Source organism: Micromonospora fluostatini (assembly GCF_050410825.1).
GTDB classification, from domain to species: domain Bacteria; phylum Actinomycetota; class Actinomycetes; order Mycobacteriales; family Micromonosporaceae; genus Micromonospora; species Micromonospora rosaria.
Map to the genome: position 1 here is coordinate 6,232,501 of NZ_CP191251.1, position 13,502 is coordinate 6,246,002.

Here is a 13,502-nt window from a genome sequence, read left to right on the forward strand (position 1 = left end):
TTTTAACCCCGCGGAGGCTTTCGGGTTTCCGTGCAGGTGTGTGGATGGGTAGGGGAGCGTCGTGCCGGGGGTGAAGCAGCCGAGTGATCGAGTTGTGGACGCGGCACGAGTGAGAATGCAGGCATGAGTAGCGAAAGAAGGGTGAGAAACCCTTCCGCCGGATGACCAAGGGTTCCAGGGCCAGGTTAATCCGCCCTGGGTGAGTCGGGACCTAAGGCGAGGCCGAGAGGCGTAGTCGATGGACAACGGGTTGATATTCCCGTACCCGCGAAGGAGCGCCCGTGATGAACCTCGTTGTGCTAACCACCCAAACCATTTGAGACCTTCGGGTTGATGGTGGGGAGGCTGGGAACCTGGCGGGTAGTAGTCAAGCGATGGGGTGACGCAGGAAGGTAGCTGAGCCCGGCCGGTGGTTGTGCCGGGGTAAGCGTGTAGGCCGTGTTGTAGGCAAATCCGCAACACATTGAGGCTGAGACGTGATGCCGAGCCGATTCAGGTGAAGTCAGTGATCCTATGCTGCCGAGAAAAGCCTCTAGCGAGTTCCGAGCGGCCCGTACCCCAAACCGACACAGGTGGTCAGGTAGAGAATACCAAGGCGATCGGGTGAACTGTGGTTAAGGAACTCGGCAAATTGCCCCCGTAACTTAGGGAGAAGGGGGGCCGGAGACGTGAAGCCCCGTGCGGGTGGAGCGTTGTATGGCCGCAGAGAGCAGGGGGAAGCGACTGTTTACTAAAAACACAGGTCCATGCGAAGAAGTAATTCGATGTATATGGACTGACGCCTGCCCGGTGCTGGAACGTTAAGGGGACCTGTTAGCTCTTCGGGGCGAAGCGGAGAACTTAAGCGCCAGTAAACGGCGGTGGTAACTATAACCATCCTAAGGTAGCGAAATTCCTTGTCGGGTAAGTTCCGACCTGCACGAATGGCGTAACGACTTCCCCACTGTCTCAACCACAGGCCCGGCGAAATTGCAGTACGAGTAAAGATGCTCGTTACGCGCGGCAGGACGAAAAGACCCCGGGACCTTTACTATAGCTTGACATTGGTATTTGAGTTAGCTTGTGTAGGATAGGTGGGAGCCGGTGAAGTCCATACGCCAGTATGGGTGGAGGCAATCTTGAAATACCACTCTGGTTGATTCGGGTATCTAACTTCGGGCCGTTATCCGGTTCAGGGACAGTGTCTGGTGGGTAGTTTAACTGGGGCGGTTGCCTCCTAAAAGGTAACGGAGGCGCCCAAAGGTTCCCTCAGCCTGGTTGGCAATCAGGTGTTGAGTGCAAGTGCACAAGGGAGCTTGACTGTGAGACTGACAGGTCGAGCAGGGACGAAAGTCGGGACTAGTGATCCGGCACTTGCGTGTGGAAGCGGTGTCGCTCAACGGATAAAAGGTACCCCGGGGATAACAGGCTGATCTTCCCCAAGAGTCCATATCGACGGGATGGTTTGGCACCTCGATGTCGGCTCGTCGCATCCTGGGGCTGTAGCAGGTCCCAAGGGTTGGGCTGTTCGCCCATTAAAGCGGTACGCGAGCTGGGTTTAGAACGTCGTGAGACAGTTCGGTCTCTATCCGCCGTGCGCGTAGGATACTTGAGAAGGGCTGTCCCTAGTACGAGAGGACCGGGACGGACGAACCTCTGGTGTGCCAGTTGTCCCGCCAGGGGCACGGCTGGTTGGCTACGTTCGGAAGGGATAACCGCTGAAAGCATCTAAGCGGGAAGCTCGCTTCAAGATGAGGTATCCCACCACACTTTGTGTGGGTAAGGCCCCCAGTGAGACGACTGGGTTGATAGGCCGGAGATGTAAGCTCGGTAACGGGTTGAGTTGACCGGTACTAATAGGCCGAGGACTTGACTACGAAGCTGCTACGCGTCCACTGTGCAACTCTTGACAAGCGAACAGCAGACCCGTGTGGGTGTTGTTTGATATGTCGATAGGGTTACGGCGGTTATGGCGGAGGGGAAACGCCCGGTTACATTCCGAACCCGGAAGCTAAGCCTTCCAGCGCCGATGGTACTGCACTCGGGAGGGTGTGGGAGAGTAGGACGCCGCCGGACATTCTTCACGTGAGGGCCACCCCTATGGGGTGGCCCTCACGTCGTTTTTCCCGGACCCGACAACCGGCCGACCGGGCTGCGGCTGGCCGATTCGTGGCCGTCCCGGACGGGGTGACCGGAATCCGGGCGTGCTTTCCGCCTCCTTGGTGATCGACCTTGCCGGTACGGGGTACCTGCGCAGGGACGGATCGAACCGGACCGCCCATGGGCAGGGCGGAGCAAGGAGACGCCATGAGGATCGGAATCATCGGGTCGGGCCACATCGGGGGCACCCTCACCCGCCGGCTGCGGGCCCTCGGGCACGAGGTGACCGTGGCGAACTCGCGCGGCCCCGAGAGCCTCACCCAGCTCGCCGAGGAGACCGGGGCCAGCGCGGGCACGGTGGAACAGGCCGTCGACGGGGCGGACCTGGTCGTGGTGGCCATCCCGCTGCTGGCCGTCCCGGCGTTGCCCGCCTCGATCTTCGACGGCACGGTGGTCGTCGACGCCAACAACTACTACCCCCAGCGCGACGGGGACATCGCCGAACTGCTCGACCGGAGCCTCAGCTCCAGTCGCTGGACGGCCGACCACCTCAAGGGCGCCCGGGTGGTCAAGGCGTTCAACAACATCCAGGCCCGGCACCTGCTGGAGCAGGGCCGGCCGGCCGGCTCCGGGGACCGGATCGCGCTGCCGGTGGCCGGTGACGACGCCGAGGCCAAGCGCCTGGTGATGGATCTGGTCGACGCCCTCGGGTTCGACCCCGTCGACGCGGGCAGCCTCGACGGGAGCTGGCGGCAGCAGCCCGACACCCCGGTCTACGGCACCGACCGGGACGCCGCCGGGGTGCGCCGGGGGCTGGCCGAGGCCCGTCCCTGAGGCCCGCAGCGACGCCGGGGCCACCCGGATGTGGTGAGGCCCCGCCGGCGGCTGCTGGCGGGGCCTCACGTCGTTCGGGTACCGGTCAGGAGGACGGCGCCCGCCCGCAGATGAAGCGCGGCTCGGCGTCGTAGCGCCAGCTGAACTTCTCCCGCTTGACGACCTTGCCGTCCTTCTTGATGATCCGGAAGGCGTCCTGGGCGAAGCCGTCGATGCCGTTGGCCGGGATGCAGGACGGGCCGGGTTCGAGGTAGACGACCTTCGGCTTGGTGATGTCCCGCCGGGGGCCGTACTCGGTCCTGACGCTGTCGTAGATCTTCGTGCTCCAGATCGACACCGTGATCGAACTCGACGTGTACGAGGTGTCGATCAGCACGCCGTACTCGGTGTTGTTGCGGAACTTGAAGTCCAGGTGCGGCCAGAAGATGGTCGACTCGATCACCGCCGGGTACCGGCTGAACCAGTACGAGTGCGGCTTGTGCTCCACGTCCTCCAGGCCGGCGTAGTACGTGGCGTTGAAGAGCGTGGTGGTGAACTGCGAGGTGCCGCCGCCGACGCCGGGGACGAGCTTGCCGTTCATGATGACCGGCGCGTCGTGGTACCCCTGGGCGTAGCCGCGCTCCCCGGTGTGGCCGTTGAGCGAGAAGGTCTCCCCGGGCAGGACGACGGTGCCGTCCACGTCCTTGGCGATCTGCACGATGTTCTTGCTGCGCGGCGAGGAGAGACCACCGGTGAAGTGGGTGGTGAACCGCGACACCCGCTCCTTGATGCCCAACTCGCCGATCTTCTCGGCGGTCACCTTTGGCTGCACCGGCTTGAGGTCCGCGGTGACCGTCCGGTCGTCGGCCTGCGGCAGCACCGCGAGCAGGTTCTTGCCGAGGTCCCCGGTGTCCAGCCGCTGACCGGGACGGCCGTCGTCGACGACCCTGGGCTCGCCGGCGGTCACCGCCATCCGGGCGTTGCGCGGCTCCACCTCGATCGCGTCCAGCTTGCCGTCGAGGGCGCTGCGCAGCCGCTTGACGTCGACCTTCGGGGTGAGCTTGCCGGCCTTGTCGGCGGTGAACCGCAGGCTCTTCGCGATGGCGGCCGGCGGGATGCTGACCGAACCCTTGTCGGTACGCAGCGTCACCGCCTTGGCGACCGCCGGGCGGGCCAGCTCGGCCACCATCCGGTCGACCTCCTCGGCGGTGGTCGCCGGGTGCTTCTCGACCAGCGGCACGGTGATCGGCTCCCCGGCCAGCCAGCCGACCCGGACGGCCTCGGCGGAGCGCTGCGGGTCCAGCGTCAGGCTGGGCTTCGGATGGGTGGCCTTCGGGGTGGTGCCCTTCCAGCCGATCGCCGGCATGGTCATCTTGCGGCCCTGGTTGCCCAGGACCTTGCGCAGGGCGGCGTCGAGCCGCTCGGTGTCCACGGTCACCACCGGCTCGACCGAGCGGGTGCCGACCAGGCGGCTGACCGGGGGCGCCTGCGCCTCGGAGGCCGCCGCCACGGTCGCGTCGACGTCCACCGCCAGCCCGACCGTGGCCGGGTCGATCTCGGCGGTGTTCTCGCCGACCCGGACGGTCAGCGGGGCGGAGAGGGCACCGGAGCGCCGGTCCAGCTCGGCCCGGAGCTGGTCGGCCGCGTCCGTGCGGCTGCGCCCGCCGACCTCGGTGCCGAGGACCATCGTGCCCCGGGGCACGTCCCCGGCGTACGTGTAGGCGCCGACTCCGGCGGCGACGGCGAGCAGGCCGACGGTGACCCCACCGGCGATCAGCAGGCGGAGCCGCCGCGAGCGGGGTGGACCGGCCCCCGGGCCGGCGGCCGGGGGCGCCGGCTGGGCCGGCTGCGCGGGCGGCGCGTCGCTGCCCGGCCAGCTCACCGCGGTGACCTGCACGGTGGGCCGGTCGTCGGCGGGTGGTCGTGGTTCACCGTACAGAGTCAAGGTCACCTCGATCGGGACGTACCACACGGGGACGCACTTCCCCGCGAAGACACCTACGGTAGCCAACCGCCGGTGGCCGTGGCAGCCGCCGCCCCGTCCGTGGTACGACCGGGGCCGGTCGGAGGCGTCGGCGACCCGTTCGACCGCAGCGGCGGTACCCGCTGGTGACGGCGCAGGCCCGCCCAGCGAACCGGCAGCCTGTCGTTATCGAAACGTAACGCACGGGCCGCCGCCCGACCCCGGGAGGGGGCCGGGCGACGGGCACTCAGAGCCGGGCGAGGGCCTGCCGCAGCGGGTCGAGCCCGAGCGCGCCCAGGTCGAGCGCCTGCTGGTGGAACTCCTTCAGGTCGAAGTCCGGACCCTTGCGGATTTTCGCGTCCTCCCGGGCCTGGAGCCAGATCCGCTCGCCCACCTTGTACGCGGGGGCCTGCCCCGGCCGGCCCAGGTACCGGTTGAGCTCGAAGCGCAGGTTCTCGTCCGGCACCCGGCAGTGCGCCCGCATGAACTCCCAGCCCAGCTCCGGCGTCCACCGCTCGCCCGGGTGGAAGTCGAACGGGTTGCCCTTGGGGATGGTCAGCTCCAGGTGCATGCCGATGTCGACGATCACCCGGGCCGCCCGGAAGGCCTGCCCGTCGAGCATCCCGAGCTTGTCGCCCGGGTCCTCCAGGTAGCCCAGCTCGTCCATCAGCCGCTCGGCGTAGAGCGCCCACCCCTCGCCGTGCCCGGAGATCCAGCAGAGCAACCGCTGCCAGCGGTTGAGCCGGTCGGCGCGGACCGCGGTCTGCCCGATCTGGAGGTGGTGGCCCGGCGCGCCCTCGTGGAAGACGGTGGTCACCTCCCGCCAGGTGGAGAACTCCGTGATCCCCTGCGGCACCGCCCACCACATCCGCCCGGGGCGGGAGAAGTCCTCGCTGGGCCCGGTGTAGTAAATTGCGCCGTCGCTGGTGGGCGCGAGGCGGCACTCGATCCGGCGGACCTGCTCGGGGATGTCGAAGTGGAGGCCGTGCAGGTCGTCGATGGTCCGGTCGGCCAACGCCTGCATCCAGTCCCGGAACGCCTCCTTGCCCTGGATGGTGCGGGCCGGGTCGGCGTCCAGCGCCGCGACCGCCTCGTCGATCGTCGCGCCCGCGCCGGCGATCCGGGCGGAGACCGTCCGCATGTCGGCCTCCAGCCGGGCCAGCTCCTCGAACCCCCAGGCGTACGTCTCGTCGAGGTCGACCTGGGCACCGAGGAAGTACCGCGAGGCCAGCTCGTACCGCTCCCGGCCGGCGGCCTGCTTCTCCCGCCCCAGCGGGGCCAGTTCGGTGCGCAGGAACTGGGCGAACTCGGCGGTGGCCGCGGTGGCCGCCGCCGCGCCCCGGCGCAGCTCGGCACCGATCGTGCCGTCGGCGTCGAGCCGGGCCACCAGGCTGTGGAAGACGTCGTCACCGTCCGGGTCGACCCAGGCGTCACACTGCTTGGCCACCTCGACCACCTGCACCCGGGGCGTGACGTGGCCGGCGGCGGCGGCCTCGCGCAGCGTGGTCTTGAAGCCCTCCAGCGCCCCGGCGTACCGGTTGAGCCGGGCCGCGATGTGGGCCCGCGCCTCGACGCCCTCGGTGGGCATCAGGTCGAAGACCGCCCGGAGATCGTGCAGCCCGCTGGAGAGCACGTTGAGCTCGCTGGCGGTCTCGCCGCTGTCGTACATGGCCAGTTGCAGGCCGAGCCGCTCGCGCATCGCCTCCCGGGCGTTGTGCTCCGCCGCCGACTCCGGCTCGGCGGCGTCGAGCGCGGCCAGCGTCCGCCGGTCCAGCTCGGCACGGGCGGCGAGACCGGCCGGGGTCAGGTCGTCGAGCTGGTCCTCGTGGCCGGCGACACCGGCGAACGTGGCACCCGTCGGGCTCAGGGCGGCCCAGTCGACCACGTACTGGTTGGCGAGGTCATCGATTCGTCCCACGAGGCGAACCCTACGTGACCGTGGCGCTGCCGCGCCGACCCTGTTCGGGGTGTTCCGGGGCGGCGTCCGGCCGGGTCGTGGCCCGGCCCACCGACCTTGGGAAAAGGTGGCGACAACGTCGTACCCCGGGTGGAGAGTGTCAGGTGTGACCGCGCAGACCGCTCCTGACCGGTCCGGGCTCCGTGCCTGGTTGCCCGGCTTCGTCGCCCTCGCCGCCATCTGGGGTTCCAGCTTCCTGTTCATCAAGGTCGGCATCCGGGAGCTGCACCCGGTGCACCTCGCCGGGTACCGGGTCGCCACCGCCACGCTGACCCTGCTGGTGGTGCTGGCCGTGCTCCGGGACCGGCTGCCCCGGGAGGGCCGGACCTGGCTGCACCTCACCGTGGTCGGGGCCTTCCAGGTGGCGCTGCCGTTCACCTTCTTCGCGTACGGCGAGCAGCGGATCGAGTCGCTGCTGGCGGGGATCTGGAACGCCACCACGCCGCTGGTGGTGCTGCCGATGGCGGTGCTGGTGTTCCGCACCGAGCGGCTGGACGCGCGCCGGGCGGTCGGGCTGGGGCTGGGCTTCGTCGGGGTGCTGGTGGTCCTCGGCGTCTGGCAGGGCGTCGGCGGGGTGCACTTCGTCGGTCAACTGTTCTGCTTCGCGGCGGCGGCCTGCTACGGCTTCGCCATCCCGTACCAGAAGCGCTTCCTCGCCGGCGGCACGCACAGCGGGGTGGCGCTCTCCGCCGGGCAGTTGGTGACCGGCACGGTCCTGCTGGCGCTGGCCGCACCGCTGGGCGGGACGCCGCCGCTGCCGACCGAGTTGTCGATCGAGGTGCTGGGCAGTGTGCTCGCGCTGGGCGCGATCGGCACCGGGCTCGCCTTCGTGATCAACATGCGGAACATCCGGCTGATCGGGGCGAGTCTCGCCTCGACGGTCACGTACCTGGTCCCGATCTTCGCGGTCGTGGTCGGGGTCGTCGTCCTCGACGAGCACCTCGCCTGGTACCAGCCGGTCGGCGCGCTGATCGTGCTGGCCGGGGTGGCGGTCTCGCAGGGCCTGCTCGGCCGCCGTCGGGCCCGGCGACCGGAGCCGCCGACCGAGGTGCTCAGCGTCCCCGCGCCCACTGCACCAGCAGCTCCGCCGGCCACGAGTTGACCACCCGGTCGGCGGGCACCCCGCACCGGGCCGCCCGCTCGCACCCGAACCGCTGCCAGTCGAGCTGACCGGGGGCGTGCGCGTCGGTGCTGATCGCGAACCGGCAGCCCGCCTCCAGGGCCCGGCGGATCAGCCGCTTCGGCGGGTCCTGCCGCTCCGGCCGGGAGTTGATCTCGACGGCCTTGTCGTGCTCGGCGCAGGCGGCGAAGACCGCGTCCGCGTCGAAGTCGCTCTCCTGGCGGGTCCGGGCCCGGTGCCCCCGGTCGCCGGGGCCGGTCACCCCGGCCGGCCGGGACGACACCATCCGGCCGGTGCAGTGGCCGAGGATGTCCAGGTGCGGGTTGGCGACCGCGGTCAACATCCGGCGGGTCATCCTCGACCGTTCGTCGTTCAGGCCGCTGTGCACCGAGCCGACCACCACGTCGAGCCGGGCCAGCAGCTCCTCGTCCTGGTCGAGGGAGCCGTCGGGGAGGATGTCCACCTCGATGCCGGTGAGGACCCGGAACCCCTCGGGCAGCGCCGCGTTGAGCTGCGCCACGTGGTCGAGTTGACGGCGCAGCCGGGCGGCGGTCAGCCCCCGGGCCACCTTCAGCCGGGGCGAGTGGTCGGTCAGGACCAGGTACTCGTGGCCCAGCTCGACCGCCGCGAGCGCCATCTCCTCGATCGGCGAGCCCCCGTCGGACCAGTCCGAGTGGGTGTGGCAGTCGCCGCGCAGCGCGGTCCGCAACGCGGTCGCCTCGGCGTCCAGGTCCGACCCCTCGGTGGCCACCAGCCGGCGCAGGTAGACCGGCTCCTCCCCGGCCAGCGACTCGGCGACGCAGCGGGCGGTGACGTCGCCGACCCCGGACAGCTCGGTGAGCCGCCCGTCCCGGGCCCGCTCGGCCACCTCCCCGGCGGGCAGCGCGGAGAGGGTGGCGGCGGCCGAGCGGAACGCGCGCACCCGGTAGGTCGCCTCGTTGGCCCGCTCCAGCAGGAAGGCGATGCGGCGCAGGTCGGCGATGGGGTCCCGGTCGCTCACGAGGACGAATCTACGCCCGGGTCACGGTTCGCGGGGGCAGCCGTGCTCGCGCTGCCAGCGGATCACCTCGGCGGCCGGCTCCCGGTTGCCGCCCCGACGCCACGAGTCGAGGTACTTCGCCGGCCAGATGACGCCCCGCCGGATCCACCAGTCGTCGCTGCCGGTGCACGGTGGGGAGATGCCGAAGTGCACGTGGCAGACGTTGTTGGCGTTGCCGGTGCGGCCCACCTCGCCGAGTTGCTGCCCGGCGCGGACCCGGGCCCCCTCGTCGACGCCGGAGGCGATCACCCTGAGGTGGGAGCCGTAGTAGCGGACCCCGTCGTCGCCGAGCAGGGAGACCGAGAGCCCGCCGTTGTTCGGCCCCTGCGGGCCCCGCTTGGAGTACCGGTCGACCCGGCTGACCTCCAGGATCCTCCCGTCGGTGACCGCGACGAACGGCTCGCCGCAGTCGGCGAAGAGGTCGGTGCCGGGGTACGCCGAGTGGGTCGGGTGGTAGTCGACGTCGTCGGCGCGTACCGGGAAGACGTGCCGCAGCCCGGAGCGGGTCGGCGACGGGTCGACGGTGGGCGTACCGGTCGCGGTCGGCGTCGCCGACCGGTCCGCCGGGGCGGCCTGGTCGGCGGTGAGCGGGGCGCCCGGGCTCTCCCAGCGCGGCGGCTCGGGCAGTTCGCGGCTGGTGGCGCAGCCGGCGGCGACCGTGGCCACCGCGAGCAGCAGCACCGGGTACGCCGAGCGGAGGCGGCGGTGGGCGGCGGATCGCGGGCGCATCCGGTCATCCTGGCAGACGACTAGGCTTGGAGGGGGTCGACGACCCGCCCGGCGCACGACGCCGCTGGCAGCACCAGCCCCCGGACGGCCCGACCGCAGAGGAGCGACGGCGATGACCCACCCGGCCTTCCGCCCCGACCCGGCGGCCGGCGTGCGCCCGCTGCCGCGTACCCCGTCGGGGTTGTTCCCGTCGGCGCCGCCCTCGCGGCCCGCCTACCGCGAACCGCATCCGGTCACCGGCAGCGGGGTCGCCGCCGGTGCGGCGATGGCCGCCGCGTGGCTGGTGCTCTTCGCCCTGCTCGGCGCCGACGTCACCGGCTACGCCCGGTGGACGCTGTTCGCCGGCACGATCGCCTGGCTCGCCGCGTTTCTGCTGGTCAGATCCGGTGACAGGGGGGTGGCCACGGGCATCGCGATCGTCACGTCCGGGGGATGGAGCATCGCCGCCACGGTGGTGGCGACGCGCTGGGTGGGCAGCGGAGACTGGCCGTTGTGGTGAGGTGTCGCTGCCGTGGGTGACCGACCGAATTCGATAAGAAACCCATCTTGACGTACCGGCGGCGCTGGGCGACCCTCGGCACTATGGCCTGGACCACCCCGCGGCTCGACCCGGACCGCAGTCGTCGCCGCCTCCAGATCCTCGCCGAGTTGGCGGGGGCCCGTGCGGTGCGCCAGCGGGAGCGACCGCAGCGGGCCCGTTCCGCGCAGCTCCGGCAACTCATCGCCATCCGTCGCCGGGTCACCGGCTGACGGCTCCGCTCAGCTCCACCCATTTTCTCGGCTTTGCCCACCCACTCGGGGCGTTGACCGGCCGCTCGCCGAGCTGACCGGTTACCGTGCACCCGTAACGAGTCGGCGTGGCAGTTTGGGGGGACCGTGTCGTACTTCGCTGCGGCCGTGGTACGCGACGACAGCGGCTGGACCGCTGCCGAGATCAGCCTCCGGGGCGCCACCGACGTCGAGGAGGTCGCGGAGCGGCTCCGGGACGTCGACCCGGACGCCGGGCTGTCCCTGCTCTTCGTCGAGGCCGACGACGCGTACCTGGTGATCCTGCGGCTGGACGAGGGCGAGGACCTGCGCATCTTCGGCTCGGACTCGGCGTACGCCGAGGAGTCCCGGCTGGGCGCGATGCTGGTCGGTGACCTGAAGACGTCGGTCACCGGGCTGGACGACGTCGAGGAGCCCCGGCCGGCGGCCGGTGGTGACGACGACGCCGAGCAACCGGCGATCGACCCGGAGGCCGACCCGGTCGGGGAGGCGGATCTCCTCGCCGACCTGGGCATCTCCGCGCAGCGCCTGCTCTCGCTCTGCGGCCACGAGGGCATGCTGCCGGCGGACGTCACCGCCGAGGTGTGCCTGGTGCTCGGCTGCGCGGACCAGGTCGAGGACCTGCGTGAGGTCTGAGCCACCCGGCTCCGACGGGTCGGCTGCGGGCGGGCCGACCGGGGGCGGGCCGGCTCCGAGCGGGCCGGCTCCGGGCGCTGGACCGTGGGCGGGGGCGGTGGGTGGGCCGGCCGACGCCACCGATCCGGCGCTGGAGACCGTCCGGGCCGGGCAGCCGACCCCGGGCAAGCTGGGCCGGGTCGGGCCGGGCGCGCACGAGAGCCTGGCCGAGGCGACCACGACCGGCCGGCGGCAGCGGCACGAGGTGTGGATGCGGCGGGCCCTGGAGGTGGCGGTCACCGGCCCGGACGTCCCGCCGGACCACCCGCCCCCTGGCCCGCTCCGCCCCGCCCCGCTCTCCGCCGACCCGCTCGCTTCCGACCCGTTCCTCGCCGACGGCGGCGAGCCGGCCGGGGACGTCCCAGTCGGTGCGGTGCTGTACGGCCCGGACGGGTCCGAGGTGGCGATCGGGCGCAACGAGCGGGAACTGACCGGTGACCCGACCGCGCACGCCGAGGTGCTCGCGCTGCGGCGGGCGGCCGGGCGGCTGGGCCGGTGGCGGCTGGACGGGTGCACGCTGGTGGTGACCCTGGAGCCGTGCACCATGTGCGCGGGTGCGCTGGTGCTGGCCCGGGTCTCCACCGTGGTTTTCGGCGCGTGGGAGCCGAAGACCGGTGCGGCCGGTTCGCTCTGGGACGTGCTCCGGGACCGGCGGTCGAACCACCGCCCCGAGGTCTACGGCGGGGTGCTGGAGCGCGAGACGGCGGCCGTGCTGCGGGCCTTCTTCCGCTGACCGGTCGCTTCTACTGGTCCGGGTGTGTCGCGGTCTCCGACGACGATGTGCGTGACCGGCATACCTGTTGGGTATTTTCATACCCGACAGGTATGCCGGTCGTCAGGGGACATCACCTCGGCGGCGGTGACAGGCTCAGGCGACGATGGTGTCGAGCGCGATCTCCACCATCTGGCTGAAGGTCTGCTCCCGCTCCTGGGCGGTGGTCTTCGCGCCGGTCTTGATGTGGTCGCTGACGGTCAGCACGGTCAGCGCCCGCGCCTTGAACCGGGCCGCGATCGTGTACAGCGCCGCCGACTCCATCTCCACCGCCAGCACGCCGTAGTCGGCGAGGGTGTCGTACAGGTCCGGCCGGTCGGTGTAGAAGGCGTCGGCGGCCAGGATCGGCCCGACCCGCATGGTGATGCCGCGCCGCTCGGCCACCTCGACCGAGGTGCGCAGCAGCCCGAAGTCGGCCACCGGGGCGTAGTCGATCAGCCCGTCGAAACGCATCCGGTTCATGTTCGAGTCGGTGGCGGAGCCGATCGCCGCCACCACGTCCCGCAGTTGCAGGTCCTCGGTGAGGGCGCCGCAGGAGCCGACCCGGATCAGCGTCTTCACGCCGTACTCGTTGATCAGCTCGTGGGCGTAGATGCTGGCCGACGGCATGCCCATGCCGGACCCCTGGACCGAGACGGCCACGCCGTTCCAGCGGCCGGTGAAGCCCAGCATCCCGCGGACCGTCGAGTAGCAGGTCGCGTCCTCCAGGTAGGTCTCCGCGATCCACTTGGCCCGCAGGGGGTCACCCGGCATCAGGACCCGCTCGGCGATCTCTCCCGGCTTCGCGCCGATGTGCGTACTCATGGCGAAGATCCTGCCAGGCCGGGCGCGGGGATACCGGTTCGGCGTCCGGGACCGGGCTGCTGTACCCTTCTCGGCGGTGGTGTGTCCGAGTGGCCTAAGGAGCACGCCTCGAAAGCGTGTGAGGGTTCACGCCCTCCGCGGGTTCAAATCCCGCCGCCACCGCTCGTGAGGTGCGAAAACGCCCGGTCGATCCGTCAGGACCGACCGGGCGTTCGCTGTCTCTGTCACAGGGCCGCCCGAGGCGGTAACTGACCTTCTCCGGGGTGCCGGGCGACCCGGAGAGCGGGGACCTCTTCGGGGGGACCCTCGCGGTCGGTGACGTGACCGGGGACGGCCGGGCGGACGTGTTGGTCGGGGCCCCGGGGGAGGCGATCGGCAAGACGGCCGGGGCCGGCCTGGTGACGCTGCTCAAGGGTTCCTCGGGCGGGCTGACCGGCGCCGGGGCCCAGGCCTTCGACCAGGGGCACGCGGTGGTGCCCGGTTCCCCGGAGAAGGACGACACCTTCGGCGCCTCGCTCGCCCTGCTGAACCTGAACGGCGCCGGTGGCCTGGACGCGGTGGTCGCGGCCAGCCACGAGGAGGTCACCGGCGACAAGGTCGGGCGGGGTTCCGGAATGATGGTCCGTTTCCACGGGTCGAAAAGTGGCCTGGTGCCGCAGACCACCTCGTGGAGCGGTCGCTCCCTGAACACGGACTGGTTCACCCTGCACGGTTACGGGAGCAGGGTCGCCGGATCTTAGAGCGGCGGCCGGCGCCTTCCGAGAAGCCGGCCGGCCGCCCTGG

General features: G+C 70.8%; 12 protein-coding genes, 1 tRNA gene and 2 rRNA genes (1 of these 15 running past the window's edge). 10 read left to right on the forward strand and 5 right to left on the reverse strand.

Translation table 11 applies throughout. The annotated features are described in order from the left end of the window. From ACQUFX_RS27725 to ACQUFX_RS27735, 3 genes are all read left to right on the forward strand, one after another. Positions 1-1,856: ribosomal RNA gene (locus ACQUFX_RS27725) — 23S ribosomal RNA — on the forward strand (it extends 1,256 nt beyond the left edge of the window). Between the two features lie 82 nt (positions 1,857-1,938). Next, positions 1,939-2,055, forward strand: a 5S ribosomal RNA gene (rrf, locus tag ACQUFX_RS27730). 231 nt (positions 2,056-2,286) lie between these two features. Beyond that, positions 2,287-2,913, forward strand: coding sequence for an NADPH-dependent F420 reductase (locus ACQUFX_RS27735; protein WP_428963161.1), 627 nt, complete (start codon positions 2,287-2,289; stop codon positions 2,911-2,913). An 85-nt stretch (positions 2,914-2,998) separates the two neighbouring features. On the opposite strand, the gene ACQUFX_RS27740 is transcribed toward ACQUFX_RS27735, so the two are convergent. Continuing rightward, the gene (locus ACQUFX_RS27740; protein WP_428963162.1) at positions 2,999-4,843 is read right to left on the reverse strand and encodes a VanW family protein; all 1,845 of its coding nucleotides are present in this window, start codon (positions 4,841-4,843) and stop codon (positions 2,999-3,001) included. Between the two features lie 259 nt (positions 4,844-5,102). Continuing rightward, positions 5,103-6,773 (reverse strand): DUF885 domain-containing protein, encoded by a 1,671-nt coding sequence (locus tag ACQUFX_RS27745; protein ID WP_428963163.1) that lies wholly within the window; start codon positions 6,771-6,773, stop codon positions 5,103-5,105. Between the two features lie 145 nt (positions 6,774-6,918). Here ACQUFX_RS27745 and ACQUFX_RS27750 point away from each other — a divergent pair, with 145 nt between their 5' ends. Beyond that, complete coding sequence (locus ACQUFX_RS27750) at positions 6,919-7,914, forward strand: DMT family transporter (protein ID WP_428963164.1); 996 nt, start codon at positions 6,919-6,921, stop codon at positions 7,912-7,914. On the opposite strand, the gene ACQUFX_RS27755 is transcribed toward ACQUFX_RS27750, so the two are convergent. Next, positions 7,865-8,932 (reverse strand): PHP domain-containing protein, encoded by a 1,068-nt coding sequence (locus ACQUFX_RS27755; protein WP_428963165.1) that lies wholly within the window; start codon positions 8,930-8,932, stop codon positions 7,865-7,867. The two genes, ACQUFX_RS27750 and ACQUFX_RS27755, sit on opposite strands and share 50 nt — an antisense overlap. A gap of 21 nt (positions 8,933-8,953) precedes the next feature. Further along, complete coding sequence (locus tag ACQUFX_RS27760) at positions 8,954-9,700, reverse strand: M23 family metallopeptidase (RefSeq protein ID WP_428963166.1); 747 nt, start codon at positions 9,698-9,700, stop codon at positions 8,954-8,956. Between the two features lie 112 nt (positions 9,701-9,812). On the opposite strand from ACQUFX_RS27760, the gene ACQUFX_RS27765 reads away from it, so the two are divergent. The 4 genes from ACQUFX_RS27765 to ACQUFX_RS27780 all read left to right on the forward strand — a co-directional run bounded on the left by ACQUFX_RS27765 (position 9,813) and on the right by ACQUFX_RS27780 (position 11,876). After that, positions 9,813-10,199, forward strand: coding sequence for a hypothetical protein (locus ACQUFX_RS27765; RefSeq protein WP_428963167.1), 387 nt, complete (start codon positions 9,813-9,815; stop codon positions 10,197-10,199). 83 nt (positions 10,200-10,282) lie between these two features. Continuing rightward, positions 10,283-10,450 carry a hypothetical protein gene (locus ACQUFX_RS27770; protein WP_169807172.1) on the forward strand — a complete coding sequence of 56 codons (168 nt, stop codon included), beginning with the start codon at positions 10,283-10,285 and terminating at the stop codon, positions 10,448-10,450. Between the two features lie 126 nt (positions 10,451-10,576). Continuing rightward, on the forward strand, positions 10,577-11,104 hold the full coding sequence (locus ACQUFX_RS27775; protein WP_428963168.1) for a tRNA adenosine deaminase-associated protein: 528 nt from the start codon (positions 10,577-10,579) through the stop codon (positions 11,102-11,104). A gap of 169 nt (positions 11,105-11,273) precedes the next feature. Continuing rightward, positions 11,274-11,876 carry a nucleoside deaminase gene (locus tag ACQUFX_RS27780; protein WP_428967102.1) on the forward strand — a complete coding sequence of 201 codons (603 nt, stop codon included), beginning with the start codon at positions 11,274-11,276 and terminating at the stop codon, positions 11,874-11,876. Positions 11,877-12,011: 135 nt separating this feature from the next. Here ACQUFX_RS27780 and deoD read toward each other — a convergent pair whose 3' ends face one another. After that, a complete protein-coding gene (deoD, locus tag ACQUFX_RS27785) occupies positions 12,012-12,719 on the reverse strand; it encodes a purine-nucleoside phosphorylase (protein ID WP_428963169.1) in 708 nt (235 codons plus the stop codon). A gap of 75 nt (positions 12,720-12,794) precedes the next feature. Here deoD and ACQUFX_RS27790 point away from each other — a divergent pair. Continuing rightward, positions 12,795-12,881, forward strand: a tRNA-Ser gene (locus ACQUFX_RS27790). Between the two features lie 101 nt (positions 12,882-12,982). Continuing rightward, positions 12,983-13,459 (forward strand): FG-GAP repeat protein, encoded by a 477-nt coding sequence (locus tag ACQUFX_RS27795; RefSeq protein ID WP_428963170.1) that lies wholly within the window; start codon positions 12,983-12,985, stop codon positions 13,457-13,459. Positions 13,460-13,502 lie beyond the last annotated feature (43 nt).